At 71.6% G+C, this 16146-nt stretch carries 15 protein-coding genes and 8 pseudogenes; 16 read left to right on the top strand and 7 right to left on the bottom strand.

Annotated elements, in window-relative coordinates; all coding sequences use genetic code 11:
* The 3 genes and pseudogenes from AOK11_RS16130 to AOK11_RS16140 all read left to right on the top strand — a co-directional run.
* Positions 1-202, top strand: a pseudogene (locus tag AOK11_RS16130) (hypothetical protein); the annotation flags it as partial.
* Positions 203-731: 529 nt separating this feature from the next.
* On the top strand, positions 732-932 hold the full coding sequence (locus AOK11_RS44965; RefSeq protein ID WP_240497368.1) for a hypothetical protein: 201 nt from the start codon (positions 732-734) through the stop codon (positions 930-932).
* A 122-nt stretch (positions 933-1054) separates the two neighbouring features.
* Entirely contained in the window at positions 1055-1729 is a 675-nt protein-coding gene (locus AOK11_RS16140; RefSeq protein ID WP_055594420.1) for a ribonuclease FAU-1 family protein, read from the top strand.
* 10 nt (positions 1730-1739) lie between these two features.
* Here the strand turns inward: AOK11_RS16140 and AOK11_RS16145 are convergent, their stop codons facing one another.
* The gene (locus AOK11_RS16145; RefSeq protein ID WP_240497369.1) at positions 1740-1961 is read right to left on the bottom strand and encodes a hypothetical protein; all 222 of its coding nucleotides are present in this window, start codon (positions 1959-1961) and stop codon (positions 1740-1742) included.
* Between the two features lie 462 nt (positions 1962-2423).
* Positions 2424-2897, bottom strand: coding sequence for a GNAT family N-acetyltransferase (locus tag AOK11_RS16150; protein WP_055594434.1), 474 nt, complete (start codon positions 2895-2897; stop codon positions 2424-2426).
* A gap of 91 nt (positions 2898-2988) precedes the next feature.
* Here AOK11_RS16150 and AOK11_RS16155 point away from each other — a divergent pair.
* The 8 genes and pseudogenes from AOK11_RS16155 to AOK11_RS16190 form a co-directional block, all read left to right on the top strand.
* Positions 2989-3557: pseudogene (locus AOK11_RS16155) on the top strand (helix-turn-helix domain-containing protein); the annotation flags it as partial.
* A 71-nt stretch (positions 3558-3628) separates the two neighbouring features.
* A pseudogene (locus tag AOK11_RS39975) lies at positions 3629-4343 on the top strand (IS6 family transposase).
* A gap of 64 nt (positions 4344-4407) precedes the next feature.
* On the top strand, positions 4408-4710 hold the full coding sequence (locus AOK11_RS16165) for a hypothetical protein (RefSeq protein ID WP_240497370.1): 303 nt from the start codon (positions 4408-4410) through the stop codon (positions 4708-4710).
* Positions 4711-4748: 38 nt separating this feature from the next.
* Positions 4749-5543: a UbiA family prenyltransferase gene (locus tag AOK11_RS16170; protein ID WP_167353801.1), complete on the top strand. Its 795-nt coding sequence runs from the start codon at positions 4749-4751 to the stop codon at positions 5541-5543.
* A 274-nt stretch (positions 5544-5817) separates the two neighbouring features.
* Positions 5818-6429, top strand: a pseudogene (locus AOK11_RS44970) (FAD-dependent monooxygenase); the annotation flags it as partial.
* A gap of 293 nt (positions 6430-6722) precedes the next feature.
* Positions 6723-7801 (top strand): annotated as a pseudogene (locus AOK11_RS39980) (type III polyketide synthase).
* A pseudogene (locus tag AOK11_RS16185) lies at positions 7798-8316 on the top strand (isoprenylcysteine carboxyl methyltransferase family protein). The pseudogenes AOK11_RS39980 and AOK11_RS16185 overlap by 4 nt, the downstream one beginning before the upstream one ends.
* Positions 8317-8326: 10 nt before the next feature.
* The gene (locus AOK11_RS16190; protein ID WP_055594425.1) at positions 8327-9355 is read left to right on the top strand and encodes an NAD(P)/FAD-dependent oxidoreductase; all 1029 of its coding nucleotides are present in this window, start codon (positions 8327-8329) and stop codon (positions 9353-9355) included.
* Positions 9356-9873: 518 nt separating this feature from the next.
* Here the strand turns inward: AOK11_RS16190 and AOK11_RS16195 are convergent.
* A complete protein-coding gene (locus tag AOK11_RS16195) occupies positions 9874-10071 on the bottom strand; it encodes a ferredoxin (RefSeq protein WP_055594426.1) in 198 nt (65 codons plus the stop codon).
* A gap of 12 nt (positions 10072-10083) precedes the next feature.
* The gene (locus AOK11_RS16200; protein ID WP_055594427.1) at positions 10084-11289 is read right to left on the bottom strand and encodes a cytochrome P450; all 1206 of its coding nucleotides are present in this window, start codon (positions 11287-11289) and stop codon (positions 10084-10086) included.
* A 120-nt stretch (positions 11290-11409) separates the two neighbouring features.
* Between AOK11_RS16200 and AOK11_RS46755 the strand changes: the two are divergent.
* The 5 genes and pseudogenes from AOK11_RS46755 to AOK11_RS43980 form a co-directional block, all read left to right on the top strand.
* Positions 11410-11721, top strand: a pseudogene (locus tag AOK11_RS46755) (hypothetical protein); the annotation flags it as partial.
* 202 nt (positions 11722-11923) lie between these two features.
* The gene (locus AOK11_RS16210; protein WP_240497371.1) at positions 11924-12208 is read left to right on the top strand and encodes a hypothetical protein; all 285 of its coding nucleotides are present in this window, start codon (positions 11924-11926) and stop codon (positions 12206-12208) included.
* A 417-nt stretch (positions 12209-12625) separates the two neighbouring features.
* Positions 12626-12931, top strand: coding sequence for a hypothetical protein (locus AOK11_RS42855; RefSeq protein WP_055594429.1), 306 nt, complete (start codon positions 12626-12628; stop codon positions 12929-12931).
* Positions 12932-13376: 445 nt separating this feature from the next.
* On the top strand, positions 13377-13583 hold the full coding sequence (locus tag AOK11_RS16220; RefSeq protein ID WP_055594430.1) for a cold-shock protein: 207 nt from the start codon (positions 13377-13379) through the stop codon (positions 13581-13583).
* A gap of 389 nt (positions 13584-13972) precedes the next feature.
* Positions 13973-14137 (top strand): hypothetical protein, encoded by a 165-nt coding sequence (locus AOK11_RS43980; protein WP_157869372.1) that lies wholly within the window; start codon positions 13973-13975, stop codon positions 14135-14137.
* A gap of 284 nt (positions 14138-14421) precedes the next feature.
* Here AOK11_RS43980 and AOK11_RS44985 read toward each other — a convergent pair.
* From AOK11_RS44985 to AOK11_RS16230, 3 genes and pseudogenes are all read right to left on the bottom strand, one after another.
* A pseudogene (locus AOK11_RS44985) lies at positions 14422-14766 on the bottom strand (hypothetical protein); the annotation flags it as partial.
* Positions 14767-15262: 496 nt separating this feature from the next.
* Positions 15263-15379, bottom strand: a complete 117-nt coding sequence (locus tag AOK11_RS43985; RefSeq protein ID WP_206188855.1) for a helicase associated domain-containing protein — start codon at positions 15377-15379, stop codon at positions 15263-15265.
* A 162-nt stretch (positions 15380-15541) separates the two neighbouring features.
* A complete protein-coding gene (locus AOK11_RS16230) occupies positions 15542-15763 on the bottom strand; it encodes a Helicase associated domain protein (RefSeq protein WP_055594432.1) in 222 nt (73 codons plus the stop codon).
* Between the last annotated feature and the right edge of the window lie 383 nt (positions 15764-16146).

Genomic DNA, 16146 nt, shown 5'->3' on the forward strand with positions numbered 1-16146 from the left:
CGAACTGCACCGCGCCGGGATCGGGCACCGGCTCGGCTTCCAGACCGGGATCGGTCACCGGCTTGGCAACAGCTACGTGCAGCGGGCGGACCTGGTGGTGCGGGCGCCTGCGGCCGGGGTGCCGGTGCTGCTGCTGGAGATCGACCGCCGCACCGAGGACGCGCACGACCTGGTGCACAAGCTGCGCCGGTACTGGGAGTGAGGCCGGCTGCTGCCACGGGACGCGGACAAGCACGCCGTGGACCTGGCCCGCTCCCGGCCGGACCGATCGAGCACGTCGACCACGAGAAGCGGTTGTGGCGCCGGGTCTACCCGCCGACCGGCCGGGAGGGCCTGGTGCCGCTGGCGTTCGTTTTCGCGGACACCACGGCCGTGAAGGTCACCGACACGGTCGCCGTGCTGGAGGAGGCCGGCCGCCGCTACTGGGCGCCGCGCCGGTACCGGACCATCCACCAGGGGATCACGGCCCGGGACTACGGTCAGGCGGTGCCCGTCGTCGTCACCACCCTGGAGCAGCTGACGGAGCACGGCACCGGCGCAGCGGTGTGGCGGCGGCTGGGACGGGCGGGCGAGCAGACGCTGACGGCCGCACTGAACAGCCCCGACGCCGACGCCCTCTACCGCGGCCAGGCGGCCCGTGCCGACGCGGAGGACAAGCGGCGCCGTGCCGCTGAGCGGGAGGCGCAGTGGCCGGTGTGCTCGAGGTGCGGGACGAAGTTCACCGACGAACGGTGGGAGGAGACCACCACCCGGGACCCCTGGAAGACGGCTGGCGGCCGGTCCGTGTGCGGCACTGCCACGCCGACGACATCGCCCGACAGGAAGCCGCCGCCGAAGCCGCCCGGCGCCAGGCTGCCGCTCCGCCGGAACCGAAGGACGACGGCCAGGAGGCAGGCAAGCCCCGCCGCGACCTGTTCCGTCGGCGGGCCTGACCCGGGCAAGCCGAAGGCAACCCTGGGCAAGCCTCCCTCCAACGGGGGCTTGCCCAGGCCGCCTGCTCGGCGCTGGGCTGGAGACCGCGCGCCGAGACCCGGCCGCGGCGAAGGAGGAACGGGTGCGCACCTTCGAGACCGGGCAGACGGTCGTCAGGCGCGACGTACACGGCTCGGGCCGCGTGTGGAGCGAGCACGCGCTGCGCGTCGTCGCCGACACGAGCGAGGCCCTGGTGACCGCCTGCTTGCCGGGAGCTGAGACCCGCTGGCCCGCCCTCTACGTCAAGGCCCGCGCCGACGGCGACCGGTCGGTGCGCACGGAGGCGTTCGACGCCATGGCGACCGGCACATGGGAGCTCGCGGACGCGGTGTGGCAGGAGACCGAGCTGCTGCTGTGGAAGCCGCCGGCAGCCTGGTTCAGCGTCAACGCCTTCTACACGAGCGCCGGCCTGCGGAACTGGTACGTGAACTTCGAGCGCCCCATCGCCCGGACCGGCGACGGGTTCGACACCTTCGACCTCACCGTGGACCTGGTCATCGACCCCGACCTGACCGATTGGCAGTGGAAGGACGAAGACGAGTACGCACACGTACGGCGGCTCGGCATCGTCACCGACACCGAGCACCAGGCCGTGGATGCCGCCCGCGGCCAGGTCCTCGCGATGCTCACCGAGCGCTCCGGCCCGTTCACCGACGCCGCCGCGTGGACGGCCTGGCGATGGAACCCGGCCTGGCCCGCCCCGCGGCTGCCGCGGCCCGCGGCGGCCGCGGGCAGAGCTGCACCGGCAGGCGGCTGAAGCCGGGGATTCAGACGGCCAGGACGTCTCGCAACTCGCGGACGGCGGGCTCGTGGTGGTGCCGGGCAGGTATCGCTTCGTACAGGTCCTGGGTGCGCTGGTGGACCAGGCCGATGCGGTAGCCGTCCGGGAGCGCGGTCAGGGCGGCGACCGTCCGGCGGCAGGCCTGTTCGCTGTCGCCGTCGTGATGGGCGCAGGCCGCGGCGTCGATGTGCAGCAGGGTGCGCGTCATGGTGCTGGTCAGCGCGGACAGCTCCAGGGCACGCTGCTGGTTCTCCCGGGCGCTTCGGTGTCTCCGAGGGGGGTGAAGGCGTGGCTGAGGTGGACGTGGTGCTTCTGCTCGCCGTACGTCAACCAGGTGTCCGACCGCTCACCCTCGGGGAGCCTCTCCAAGAGGGCGTCGGCAGCCGCGAGAGCCTGACGGGCTGGTGATTGAGGGAGTAGGCGCGGGCGGCGACGGCGGCCCCCAAGGCTGCCGCAGCGGTGGGCCCGGAGCCAGCGGCGTGGCGAGCCTGGTCGGCGAGGACGGCCGCCGCCTTCGGGGCGCCGTAGTCAAGCGGGGCCATGGCCTCGCGGGCGAGAATCCAGGCGTGTAGCTGGTCGTCGCCGGACTCAGTAGCTGCCCGGGCGGCAGTGGCGAACCAGGCGCGGGACTTCCGGCGGCTGCCCAGGTCGTGTAACGGGGTGGGGAAAATTATCCATCCAACCGCAGCACCAGCTCGTCGATCTCCGCTCCCCGCGCGTTCGCGAAGCCCCGGTCCTCGCCGACGACCTTGAAGCCGCACTTCTCCAGGACCCGCACCGATCCGGTGTTGTCCGCCGCCGCCCGGGCGAGCAGCGGGCGTTCGGAGATCTCGGCGAGCAGCCCCCTCAGCGCCGCGGTCGCGATGCCCCGCCCCCAGTAGTAGCGATCGATGAAATACGTGACCTCCCGCTCGCCCGGCTCGCCGTACACGGCCGCGTGCCCGACCACATCGCCGTCCGCGAGCACGGTGCGGGTGACGACGTCGGGCGAGGCGAGGATGCGCTTCCAATGCGCGTCGAAGCGGGCCCGGTCCGTCGGGTCCTCGGCGGTGAAGGCGGCCATCCGATTCGACTCGGGGTCGCTCATGTGCCGGAAGAACACAGGCAGATCGCTGGGGTGCACGGGACGCAGGGAGACATCTATGGAAGCCATGGGCCCGACCCTAACGACCTTGGGGGAAGGACGGGAGTGAGTCGGCCGTGACACGCAAAGGGCTTTATGGGTTGGGTGAGTTGTGAAGCTGACCTGGGCCAGTACGGCCTGTACCCATCCTGCCCTGTCCGGGGTTTCCCGCGCACATTTCGGGGAGTTGCTCGAAGAACTCGCCCCGCCCAGGGCGGCGGCCCTGCACGTGATGAGGGGCGGGCCCCGCAAGCGGGCTGAGGGTGCCGGACGCGCAAGCCGCGCCTGGTGTTCACCGACCGGCTCGCGGCCACCCTGGTCCACCTGCGGCTCGGGCTGCCACATGCCGCCCTGGCCGAGTTGTACGGGGTGGACCGCTCCACCGTCTCCGCCGCGATCCGCGAGGTCAGACCCTTGCTCGCCGCGCGGGGCTTCGCCATCCCCAACCGCCCCGGTCTGCGCATCCGTACCCTGGACGACCTGTTCGCTTACGCAGATGCCGAAGGCGTCGACATCCGGCTCGACGGCACGGAAGTCCAGGTCCGACGCCCGCGCGCGGGCCGCCCCGGACGCAAAGCCTTCGTCTCGGGCAAGAAGAAGCAGAACACGATCAAGACCACCACATTCAGCGACCACCAGGGCCGCGCCCTGTTCTCCGGCGTCGTCCGCCCGGGCCGCATGCAGGCGTTGTCACGTTAGCGGACCGGCCTGAGGTGATCTTGGAGTTGGTCGTGTCGGGGAGGGATTCGCTCGTGTCGTCCGCGCTGCCGTCGTACAAGGGGCACCGGTACCCGGTCGAGGTGATAGTGCACTGCGTGTGGCTGTACTTCCGTTTCCCGCTGTCGTTCCGTGAGGTGGAGGAGCTGATGCTGCAGCGCGGCGTCATCGTCTCCCACGAGACCGTCCGCCGCTGGTGTACAAAGTTCGGGCAGGCCTACGCCAACGGGCTGCGCCGCCGCCAGCCCCGGGGACACATGGCACCTGGACGAGGTCTTCATCAGGATCAACGGAGAGCAGAAGTACCTGTGGCGAGCCGTCGACCAGGACGGCAACGTGCTGGACATCCTCGCGCAGGACCGCCGGGACACCGCCGCGGCCCGGCGCTTCTTTTGCCGCCTGATGAAGAAGACGTGTTCGGCGCCGAGGGTGGTCGTCACGGACAAGCTGCGCTCCTACGGCGCCGCCCACCGCGAGGTCAGGCCCTCCGTCGAGCACCGTTCCTACAAGGGCCTGAACAACCGGGCGGAGAACAGTCATCAGCCCACCCGGCAGCGCGAGCGCGCCATGAAGGGCTTCCGCAGCGTCGGCGGGGCGCAGCGGTTTCTGGCTGCGTTCAGCGGCATCTCACCTCACTTCCGGCCCCGGCGGCACCTGATGACCGCCACCGAATACCGCACCGAGATGACCACCCGCTTCGCCGTCTGGAACCAGATCACCGGCTTTGCCGGCCCGCCTGCCGCGGCCTGACCCGAAACTGCCGCCCGGCCCCACCACACCCGGCACACTGTCAGGCACTCACACACCCAACAACGTGACAGCGCCCTCCGCAGTGGTCCGCGCCGCCATGTCGGCCGCCTGGCACGCGCACCTGCAACAGGTCGACATCGGGTGGCTCGATATGGGCTTCGCGCTCCCGACGCTGGACACGACCCGCGCGCGCACGGAACTCAACTGGGCCCCGACCAAGGACGGCCCGCAGGTGCTCGCCGAGGTGATCGAGGGCATGAGGGAGGCCGCGTCCGGCCGGACACCCGTGCTGCGCCCACGCACCGTCCTCGGCGCGCTCGGCGACGCGATCCGTCGCGGGCCGGTCGCCGTGCGGCGGCGCCCGTGACCGCCGGCGCGGCCCCGACACGCTCTGGGCCGCAGCCCGTGCTCGCGCTGCTCGCCGCCGCCCACGGCGGGCCGGCTCTGGCGGTCGGCGTCATCGCGGGCCTGCTCGCGCTCCGCAGTGACCTGCGCCCGCTCGACGCCGCCGTCCTCACGGGGGCGGTACTCACCGGCCAGCTCACGATCGATTGGGGCAACGACCTGCGCGACCTTTCTCGCGACCGCGCCGTCGGCCACACCGACAAGCTGTTGGTCACTGGAGCCCTCCCGATCGCCTGGGCGGTGCGCGCCCTGGTCGCGGCCGGACTCGCCTGCCTCGTGCTTTCCGCGCTCGTCGGCTGGCGCAGCGCGCTGGTCAACGTCGTCCTCGGCGCCGGCGCGGGCCACGTCTACAATCTCGGGCTCAAGGCGACCTGGTGGTCGTGGGTGCCGTACGCCAGCGCCTTCGGGACGCTGCCCTCGGTCGTCACCCTCGTCGGCCCCGCCCCGGCCTGGGCGCCGCTGTGGATGACCGGCGCCGGCGCCGCGCTCGGTGTCGGGGCGCACCTGCTCAACACGCTGCCCGACCTCGCCGACGACGAACGCACCGGCGTCCGCGGCCTGCCGCACCGGATCGGCGAACGCCCCTCGCGCATCCTGGCCGTCGTGCTGCTGTCCGCCGCCTCACTGCTGGCCGTGCTCGCTCCCGCAGGGCCTCCTCCGGCATGGGAGTGGACGGCCCTCGTGCTGGTGATGGTCCTCGCGGTGCTCACGCTGGTCGCCCGGGGATGCGTCCCCTTCCGGACCGCGCTGGCCATCGCCCTGCTCGACGTCGTGTTGCTCGTGGCGGCCGGTTGATGGCGCCCGCACCCACCCACTGGGACCTTGCGGTGGTCGGCGCCGGACCGGCCGGTGCCGCCACCGCCCTGGGCGCGTTGCGCGCCGACCCGGATCTGCGCGTCGTCCTCCTGGACCAGGCGGACTTCCCGCGGGACAAGGCCTGCGGCGACGGGGTGGCCCCGCACGTCCTCGACCTCCTCGCCAAGGTCGACGTCACCGGCCTCGTCGACGACCGGGTCCCGGTCGACCACCTCCGCCTCGGCCGTGGCGGAGGTGGTCGACCGAGCGGCGGATGGCCCGCCCGGTGTGGGTGGTACCGCGCCGGATCCTCGATGCCCGACTGGCCAACGCGGCCGTCGCCGCCGGCGCCCGACTCCTCCGGAACCGCGTCTGTGATCTGCGGCAGCACACCGACGCGGTGGTCCTGGACGGGGAGATCTCCGCCGCGGTCGTGGTCGGCGCCGACGGCGCCCACTCGGTCATCCGACGCGCGCTCGGCCGGCCCCGCGGTCCGATGGCCCTAGCGCTGCGCGGCTACGCCCCGGTCGGACCCGGGCGGCGCGGCGCGCAGGTCATCGAGTTCGGCACCCGGCACCAGCCGTCGTACACCTGGTCCTTCGACCGCGGTGACGGCCTTGCGAACGTCGGGTACGGCGAGTTCCTCCACAAGGACCGTTCGGCGCCGACCCGTGCCCAACTGCTCGAGCGCCTCGAGGCGCTCCTGCCCGGCGCCACCGAGAGCGGGCGGCACTGGGTCGGGCACCACCTGCCGCTCTCGACGGCGCGCTGGCGCCTTTCGACCGGCCGCGTACTGCTCGTGGGCGACGCCGCCTGCCTGGTGAACCCGCTGACCGGGGAGGGCATCCACTACGCCGTAGCCACCGGCATCACGGCCGGTCGCGCCGCCGCGGCGGCCCTGCGTGAGAGGCGGCCCGAGGGGGCGGGGGAGTGGTACGCCCGCGCCACCCACCGGATCCTGCTGCCCCACCTGCGTCACACCGCCCTGGCCGCCCGGCTCGCCCGCAGCACACACGTCATCGAGGCCGGGCTGCGGGCCTCGGCCGCCGACCAGCGCGTCTTCGACGACTTCGTCGAACTCGGTCTCGCCCGGGGCCGGCTCACCCCCACCGTCGCGCTCGGCCTCGGCCGGGCGTTCCTCGCCTCCATCCGTCCGTCCGGCCGACCTCAGGAGCCAGCATGCGCATCCTCAGCGTCCGCGGCGGCCTGCCCGAGCACTGCCACCGACAGGAGGAGATCACCGAGTCCTTCACCACCACGCTGGTCGAGGGCACGCTCGACCGCGGCGTCGTCGAGCGGTTCCACCGCAACGTGTGCGTCGAGACCCGGCACATCGTGCTCCCGCTGGAGGAGTACGCCCGGCTCGGGGACTTCGGCCGGTCGAACGACGTCTTCATCCGGGCCGGCGTCGAGCTCGGCGGGCGCGCGGTCGTCGACGCGCTCAGGGACGCCGGCCTCACGCCGGCCGGCGTCGACTACATCGTGTCGTGCACGGTGCCCGGTCTGGCCGTCCCCACGCTCGAGGCCCGCGTCGCAGCGCAGATCGGGCTCCGCCCCGACGTGGTGCGCCTGCCCCTCGTCGGCCTCGGCTGCGTCGTCTGCGCGGCCGGCATCGCACGCCTGCACGACCTGCTGCGCGGTCGTCCGGACGGGGTCGCGGTGCTGATGTCGGTTGAGCTGTGCTCGCTCACGCTTCAGCGCGAGGACACCTCGGTCGCCAACCTCGTGGCGAGCGGCCTGTTCGGGGACGGCGCCGCAGCAGTGGTCGCCGTCGGTCCCGAGCATCCGCTCGCGCGGTCCGACCACCCCGCCCGCCCCGAGGTGCTCGCCTCGCGTAGCCGCCTCTACCCCGACTCGGAGCGCACGATGGGCTGGGACGTCGGGCCCGGTGGGTTCAGGATCGTGCTCGACTCCTCGATTCCCGACCTGGTGCGCCGGTACGTCGGCGACGACGTTCGCGGCTTTCTCGCCGACCACAAGCTGACCGACGGCGACCTCGGCTGGTACGTCGCGCACCCCGGCGGTCCCAAGGTCATCGAGGCCCTGCAGGAAGCGCTCGGGGTCGAGCGGGACGCTCTGGCCGTGACCTGGGACTCGCTGCGCCGGATCGGCAACCTGTCCTCCTCCTCGGTGCTGCACGTCCTGGCGGACACGCTCGCCGACCGCCCCGGCCCGGCTCCCACGGGCTCATGCTCGCCATGGGCCCGGGCTTCTGCTCCGAACTCGTCCTCCTGCGCGCCCCGGGGGAGGAGGGATGAACGGTCAGGTCCTGTTCACCGTCCTGGTCTCGGCCGTCGGTCTGGAGCGGGTCGCCGAGTTGGCCGTGTCCCACCGCAACGCCGGCTGGAGCCCTGCACGGGGCGGCGTGGAGTCCGGGCGGGACCACTACCCGTTCATGGTGGTGCTGCACACGGGCCTGCTCGTCGGCGCGCTCGTGGAGGTGTGGGTGCGCTGACCGGACGCCGTACCGGTCCTCGCCTGGACCATGCTCGCCCTCGTCGCGGCCTCGCAGGCGCTGCGCTGGTGGTGCATCGCCACCCTGGGCCGACAGTGGAACACCCGGGTGATCATCGTGCCCGGTGCTCCACGCGTGACCGGCGGCCCCTACCGCAGGCTTTCGCACCCGAACTACGTCGCCGTCGTTGTCGAAGGGCTTGCGCTCTCGCTGGTGCACTCGGCCTGGGTCACGGCGCTCGTCTTCACCGTGCTGAACGGGTTCCTGCTCGCCACCCGCATCCGCACCGAGGACACCGCCCTGGCGCGGCTGGCCTGAGGGGACGCGCATGGACCTGCTCGTCGTGGGCGGGGGACCCGCAGGTCTCGCCACGGCCCTGCACGCGGCCCGGGCGGGGCTCGAAGCGACCGTCTGGGAACAGCGCGCCAGCACCATCGACAAGGCGTGCGGCGAAGGGCTGATGCCGGGTGTCGTCGCCGGTTTGACAGCACTCGGCGTCCACCCGCCGGGCTACGACCTGCGGGGCATCCGGTACGTAGCCGGGGCGCACCGGGCCGACGCCGACTTCCGAGCGGGCCCGGGCCGCGGGGTGCGTCGCACTGTGCTGCACGCGGCGCTGCGCGAGGCGGTGCTGGCCGCGGGTGTGCGGGTCGAACAGCGCGCCGTGCGCCGTGTCGAGCAGGACGAGGACGGTGTGGTGGTCGACGGCACCCGTGCCCGCCACCTCGTCGCGGCCGACGGCCTGCACTCGCCGATCCGCCGGGCCCTGGGGCTGCACCGGCCGCGTCGGGCCCACCGGCGGCACGGGCTGCGGCGCCACTACGTGCTCACCCCCTGGAGCGATCACGTCGAGGTGCACTGGGCCCGTGACGCGGAGGCCTACGTGACCCCGGTGTCCGACGACCTCGTAGGCGTCGCGGTGCTCACCGCCGACCGGAGACCGTACGACGACCACCTCGCCGCCTTCCTCGAGTTGCAGGAGCGGCTGGCCGGAGCCGGGACCGCCACACCGGCGCGCGGGGCGGGCCCGCTCCGCCAGGACGCGAGCGCGCGCACCGCCGGCCGGGTGCTGCTCGTTGGTGATGCGGCCGGTTACGTCGACGCGCTGACCGGCGAGGGCATCGCGCTGGCGCTCGCGCAGGCGTCGGCGGCGGTGCGGGCAGTCATCAACGGCGACTTGGCAGCCTACGAACGAGAGTGGCGGCGACTCACCCGGCGCTACCGCTGGCTGACCCACGCGCTGCTCGGCGCGACGAGGGTGCCCCCGCTCCGCGCGGCGCTGGTGCCTGCGGCGCAGCGGCTGCCGTGGTTGTTCTCCGCAACCGTCGACGTGCTGGCGCGTCCGCCGGGGACGTGATCCGGCGGGCTCCGGGCACTGTCGGTCACGGCGGCCGGCGACCTCGATCCGGTTCGCGGTCCTCGAGGCCGCCCCACAGCACCGTGTGCGAGCAAAGCGAACGGCAACCCCGACCACACGGCCCGTACGACCCGGGGCGGGGCGCGGGACACAGCCGTACGGGCAACCGGAGGGATGAACGCACACTGCGAGCGGGTGATCGGAGGTATCCGGCGCGAGGCCCTCGACCACGTCCTGATCATCGGTGAGGCCCACGCCGGCAGGTGCTGGCCAGCTATCAGGACCACTACGACAGGCATCGGCCGCACCGGGCACGCCAACAGCTCCCACCCGACGCCGACCGCCGGCCCGCCACCGTCCCCGGCCTCGACGACCGAAGACTCCTGCGTACCCGAGTCCTCGGCGGCGTCATCAACGAGCACCGATACGCTGCCCGACGTGCAGCGATGACTTTCCGAGCCCTACAGGGTCAGCCGGCCCGCCGCGTGCGGCGGCGGACCGGCGGTCGGCGTGACCCGCTACTCGTCCTCGGACAGCGTGATGGCGCCCACGGGGCAGGCGCGGGCGGCCTCCCGGACCAGCGGGTCGCCGGCACCGTCCTCCCGGCCGGGCAGCAGGGAGCTGAAGCCGTCGTCGTCCTGGGTGAACACTCCCGGCGCGGTCAGGGCGCACTGTCCGGCGCCGATGCAGCGGTCCTTGTCGATCTCGATGTGCATGACGGCAGCCTCTTACCAGCTGACGGGGAGTTCCAGCATCCCCTGGATGGTGTTGCCGGGTTTGAAGGGGATCTCCTCCGGCGGGGCGGCGAGCCGGAGCCCGGGCAGCCGTTCGAGGAGCGTGCGCAGGGCGATCTCCAGCTCGGTGCGGGCGAGGTTCTGGCCGAGGCACTGGTGGATTCCGAAGCCGAAGGCGACGTGGTGACGGGTCGAGCGGTGGAAGTCGAGCGTGTCGGGCGCCGGATAGACGTCCTCGTCGCGGTTGATGACGGAGGTGGAGAAGACCACACCGTCCCCGGCCCTGATCGTGGTCCCGGCGATCTCGATGTCCTCGGTGGCCAGCCGCAGCAGCCCGTCCGCGATGGACAGCATCCGCATGAGTTCCTCGATCGCGTCCGGCAGCAGCGAGGGGTCGGCGCGCAGTTCGGCCAGCCGGTCGGGGTGCAGCAAGAGCGTGTAGGTGCCGAGGGAGATCATGTTGGCCGTGGTCTCGTGGCCCGCGACCAGGAGGATCATCGCCAGCGCGGTCAGCTCCTCGCGGTCCAGCTCGCCCTCGCGCAGCCGCTGCTGGACGAGTTCGTCCAGCAGGCCCTCGCCGGGCTGCCGCTGCTTGTGGTCGATCAGTTCCTCCAGGTACGCCGCCAGCCGGTCCCGGGCGTCCTGCGTCTCCTCGGCCGTCGGTCCCCGCAGCAGCCGCCTCGACTGCTCTTCGAAGAACTCGTGGTCGGCGTAGGGCACGCCGAGCAGGGAGCAGATCACCATGGACGGAACCGGCAGCGCGAAGGCGCGCACCAGGTCGACGGGCGGCCCCTGCGCGATCATCGCGTCCAGCAGTTCGTCGACGATCTCCTGGATGCGCGGCCTCAGCTCGGTGGCGCGCTTGAGGGTGAAGCTCGGGATCATCATCCGCCGCTGGGTGCGGTGCTTGGGGTCGTCGACGCCCAGCAGTGCCGGCTTGCGGTCGCGGACCGCGGCGAAGCGGGGCGTGGTGACGGGGAAACCCGAGCGGGTGCGGTCCGTGGACAGCCGGGGGTCCGCCAGCAGGTCGCGGGCGACGGCGTGGCCGGTCACGAGCCAGGCCGGGCGGCCGTCGTAGAGCTGGACGCGGGCCAGCGGCCGGGCGGTGCGCAGCGGGTCGTACCCGGTGGGCGGGTGATAGGGGCAGGTCCGGTCCTGGGGGAAGGAGACGGGCTCGGACAGTTCGGTCAGGTCTGTCATGGAAGACCTCGCAGACGAAGGATGCGTCGTGCCGATCTTCTATAGATGCCCGGGGCACCTAGGGCACGACGTGAAGTTCGGCCAGATCGGGGACCTGCGGGATCTGGCCGGGAACCACCCATTCCGCATCGTAATTCGGTTGCCGCCCGAACGGCGCGGGATGCAGGATCCGGCCATGTCCACGACCGATGTGTTCTCGCCGCTGCCGTCCGCCGCCGACCTCTCCGCGCGGTCCCGGCAGCAGCCCGGCCGTCCCCGGAGGCCCGGTCCGCCGCGGTCGTGAGCGCCGCGCTCGTCGCGGGCCTGCTCGCGGGCTACGGCACCGCCGTGCCCGTCGGCGCCGTCGCGACCTGCCTCGTCACCAAGGCCAGGTTGCGTAACCAAGGTCTCTACGAAACCAGGGGATTGACAGCGCGAACCTCACCGACAACGCGTACAACGACAACCTGGAAGTCGGTGCAGTCATCCGCGACCCGATCGCCGTCGGCAAGCTTGTCGATCACTTCACCACCCCGATGCACTCAGAAAGCGGCTCGCTTGTCCGATTGCCGTGGATACCTTCCTGAGGAAACGGAGTTGACGAGAGCGACGGACGTCGCATGGTCGGCCCGGAGCACCTTGCCGAGGCCACCCGATGACGCCCGCCATACCGCTCATACTCCTCGGTCTGGTCGACGCAGCGTGCAGTGGCTTCCGCGCCTATGCCGGCAGCGACGCCCGTATCCGCAAACAGCGGGCCACCACCAGAGCCGCCCTGCGTGGGCTGACCGTCGGGGCCGCCCTGCTGCTCGCCCCCATGCTGACCGCCGCCCTCCTGCTGCTCACCACACGCGACCAGGCACGGACTTACGACACTCTGACTGCCAGCGGCCTCGGCTACCTGCTCCCGCTCACCGCAGTGCAAGACACCGGCCTTTGACCGGCTCCACGTGGGGACAAGCGAGATTCCCTATGCGGGCCACAAGGAGTGGATCAGAGCCGCTTGCCACGGCAGCCGTCAGGGCGGTGGACGAACGCCCACGCCATGGTGTCGGCACTTGCGGAATTCAGTGAGCCCCGACATTGCGCAAGAGCCTGCCGCGCTGACCTGTTCCCACCAGCCGAGAGGTCTCGACGACGGCCGAGTTCAACCGACGCCCACAGGGAGCCACGCGGTACGCCGCCATCGCCTCGTGTTCGAGCCTGGACCTCTCACCCGGGGCCCATTGACATCCACACCCTCAAGGAATAGGACAAAAGCTGTAAAGCGCAAAAATGCATGTTGCCTGATCTCGGTGACTCCAGGCGGCCCACGCCAGCACTCCCCAACTGCGCACCGCAGGAAGGAGGTGAACACATGAACGACACCGAACAGGCGCCCCAGGAACCCGCGGTGACCCCGTCCGAAGGCGAGGAGCCGGCGGCCGAGGCGGCGGAGACCGCAGAGGCGCCCGCGGTCGGCGAGACCGCGGAAGCTGAAGCAGCCCCGTCCGAAGGTGAGGAGCCGGCGGCCGAGGCGGCCGAGGCGGAAGCCCCCGCGGCCGGCGAGACCGCGGAAGCCGAAGCAGCCCCGTCCGAAGGCGGACAGCCCCCAGCCGAATCGGAGACGGAGGAGGCAGAGGCACCGGCGGCCGAGGGAGAGGAGTCGTCCGAGGGCGAGTAAGGGCGGCCCCACCCTTGCAACGCGATAACCATCACGGGCATCGACGGATGATGCCCCTATCCGTGCGGCCGGAGGAGAACGCGCCAGCGGGTTTCTCCTCCGGCCACGCTCCCGCCTCTCGACGTCCGGCTGCTGCGGCCGCGCGCAGGAGTGGAGGCGCTGGTGGTTGCAGGCGTGCCGTTGTCCGCGAGGGCTCGAAGCGCGCCACCTGGCGGCAGCCCTCGGGGGGCCATTGCCGGCCGCGACACCTTCTTCGCTTTCCGGGCGCTGCCCGCTGCGTGGTCGTCATGGCGCAGAACCCTGCCCGGAGGCGACCCGTGGGCAACGGCGACTCGATCTTGACGTCGCGCATCGTGGCTGAATGCATACTGTGCGTTGCTAGTACTGTTCAGGGGCGTTTCCGAAAGCGCTCCGACGCACCCGGAACCCATTGGAGGAGAGCAGCATGGCGACTGGCAAGGTGAAGTGGTTCAACCCGGACAAGGGCTTCGGCTTCATCCAGCAGGACGGCGGCGGTCCGGACGTGTTCGTCCACTTCTCCGCCATCCAGACCACCGGATTCAAGGAACTGCACGAAGACGACCGCGTCTCCTACGACGTCACCCAGGGGCCGAAGGGCCCCCAGGCGGAGAACGTCGTCGTCGAGCCGTAGCCGACTGACGCCCTCCTCAACCAGGCGGGCCCACGAGGACCCCGTTCTGACCGGCCTGGCTTTGCCGGAGCGCACTGCTCGTGGAAGGCGATGCGTTGCCGACCGGTCCCGGCCGAATACCAGAAGCACTACAACGCGCACCGCCCCCCACCGCAGCCGAAACCAACTACCGCCCGAAGCCCAGGAACAACCGCCTCCGGCCCCAGCGTCGGCCGCCCGCAGAGTCCTCCGCACCCGCGTCCTCAGCGGTGTGATCAGCGAGTACCGATACGCCTTTTGACCAGCGGCGATGATTATTCGAACCCCACACGGTCTCCTGAGGGGACCGCCCCTGGTCGTGGGGGAAGCGAGGCGGGCCGGCTTTTGCCCCGTCGGCCGCGGAGGGCGTGGTGAAGCATCAAGATCAGAAGACGGCGGCCGCGCACGATCTGCTCGCCATCGGGGGCATCCCCACCGAGGAGGCGATGGTGCGTATGGGTGTGGGTGTAGAGCTGGGCGTCGGTGTCGATCCAGTCGGACATCGATGCTGCCGTACCGCCAGTGGGGGCGCATGACGACGACGTAATCGTGCCACTCGCGGATGTCGGCTGCTTGGGTCATGCCCCCTTCCTGAGCGGGGCATCGGCCCGGTCCGCGAGCGAGTGCTGGAGTTGGCGTCACCCGAGCTGTCGCGCCAACGACGGAGACAACGACTTCGGCGGAACACGCCGGAGTCGCCCTTCCGGGAGGTGCCACGTGAGCGTGCACCAACCCGGATCAGCCGTACTGAGACCGGCGCCACCCGGCCCGGGCGGCGACCTGTGCGGCGGTGACCTGCCGCTGGGCCGGGCCTGTCTAACAGGCGCAGCAGTCGCTCCGTGATCTCCCGGTACTGCCGCAGCGCGTGCCGGAACTCCTCCGCCTGCGCCTGGGCGTCCTGGTCCTGCCAACCCGCACGCAGGACGCGTCGCCGTTCCGCGAGGGCGCTCGCGAGCTCTGCGGTGACCTCGTCGAAGGCGCTCTCGGCCGCCTCCAGCGCCTCATGCGGGGTGTCGGCGAAGTCGAGGAGGGCCTGCCGCAGGAGCTGGGAGACCCGGTTCCGCTCCTGGGCGGGCAGCAGCGGCTCAGGCCCCGGGGCCCGGCGTGCGGCGGCTCCGACACCCTTGTCCGGAGGCTGCTGGGCGCGTGCCTGGTCGTACATCATCGTGTGCCACTTCCCTGTGCGTCGCGCCAGCCGAGTGCCACCCGGCCCTCGTCTGGATCAAGCCAGGCCCGCGGGGCCTGAGCCGAACGAAAGCCCTTGACGCTCATGGCCCGCCTGGTCGGCCTACACCGTCCCGCCAGTCAACGCCCGGCGACGCACCCTGTCAACGAACCTCTGGGACGGGCGAGTTGCGGAGCGGCCACCCGTCCGGGAGACGGACGGAATCCCGACGGCACGACCCGGCCCTCCCCGTGGTGACGGACGCCCCGGGACGACGGTCTCCGTGACCGGTCCGGGACAGGGTGCGCCGGCGCCCTAGCCATCGTCGAACGGCAAGGGTTCGTCGGGACAGAGGGTGTTCATGACCTCATTGGCTTTGACGGCTGGCCCCCACCGGGCGGTGACGCTCTGGAGCTTCCTTGTGGGTCTGGCGGTAGTGGCTGGTGTGTGGTTGTGGGTGCATCGGCGTCGCTGACATGCCCCGGCTCTACAACCATCACATGCCGATGGCGGAGAGCTGCTCCATCCGCTCCGGTGTCAGCGTGGCGGCCCGCGAGCGCTGGTCACCGATCCATGCCCCCGGCTTCAGCTCTCGGACCTCCTGTCTTTCCACTCCCGCCGTCCCCGTCGCCGCCGACGACGATCCGCTCGACGTGCTTCCTCAGTACCCGAGGCGTCCCTCGCGCTCGTAGAACTGCCGCGCGGCCTCGTAGTTCTTCCGGCCCGCCCCGGTGCCGTCGGTATGGGGCCCCTCCGCCTGCCGACGAGCCGACATCTATGCCTTCGCCTCTGCAGCCCAGGCGTAGCCCAGCTCGGCGAGGGCCGCCCGTTGCTGCGCATCCAGCCGGTCACGCCTGGCCTTCTGATTGCTGAGAAACACACCCAGCTTGATCATCGTGCCATCCGGCAGCTCTTCAACATGCGCCCCACCCACGACGACCTTGCCCTCCCGAGCGATGTACTGGGCGAGGGCCTCCACACCGCGCTGGAAGGCCACGTGCGAATCTGCATCTCAATGTCACCGGTTTCTGTAGTGGCGACACCAGAGCCCTCCAACGCTGGTGTCAGGGCGGTGAGCTGGGGGTTCGCCGTGCGGTGTGGGGTGGTGGTGACATCGGGGTGCAGTTTTTGCGGTGACGGCTCGTGAGGTTGCTGCAGGTCGCGGCGTGTCCTTCCGGTGCAGATTCGCAGTGCGGTTTCACGCACATGCGGTTCACGCGTACGTGCGCGTGCCCGCACGGGCCGGCCCGGACCCGGGGCGTCACGTGTTACCGCGTTCGTCACAGCCGCGGTCACCACCCGGGTGCGCGGGGCCGGCACCGAGGGCGCGGCGTCCGGCCGGACGCGGGGGCGAGGGGGCCGGCTCGGTGGCGGCCGGGA

Origin of the sequence: Streptomyces hirsutus, assembly GCF_001418415.1 — a bacterium.
Lineage (GTDB): Bacteria > Actinomycetota > Actinomycetes > Streptomycetales > Streptomycetaceae > Streptomyces > Streptomyces hirsutus.

Excerpts from the sequence above, each read along its gene's own strand:
- AOK11_RS16190 (WP_055594425.1), top strand. The coding sequence starts at position 8,327 with ATGGACCTGCTCGTCGTGGGCGGGGGACCCGCAGGTCTCGCCACGGCC.
- AOK11_RS42855 (WP_055594429.1), top strand. The coding sequence starts at position 12,626 with ATGAACGACACCGAACAGGCGCCCCAGGAACCCGCGGTGACCCCGTCC.
- AOK11_RS16200 (WP_055594427.1), bottom strand. The coding sequence starts at position 11,289 with ATGACAGACCTGACCGAACTGTCCGAGCCCGTCTCCTTCCCCCAGGAC.
- AOK11_RS16210 (WP_240497371.1), top strand. The coding sequence starts at position 11,924 with ATGACGCCCGCCATACCGCTCATACTCCTCGGTCTGGTCGACGCAGCG.
- AOK11_RS16195 (WP_055594426.1), bottom strand. The coding sequence starts at position 10,071 with ATGCACATCGAGATCGACAAGGACCGCTGCATCGGCGCCGGACAGTGC.
- AOK11_RS16220 (WP_055594430.1), top strand. The coding sequence starts at position 13,377 with ATGGCGACTGGCAAGGTGAAGTGGTTCAACCCGGACAAGGGCTTCGGC.
- AOK11_RS16145 (WP_240497369.1), bottom strand. The coding sequence starts at position 1,961 with ATGACGCGCACCCTGCTGCACATCGACGCCGCGGCCTGCGCCCATCAC.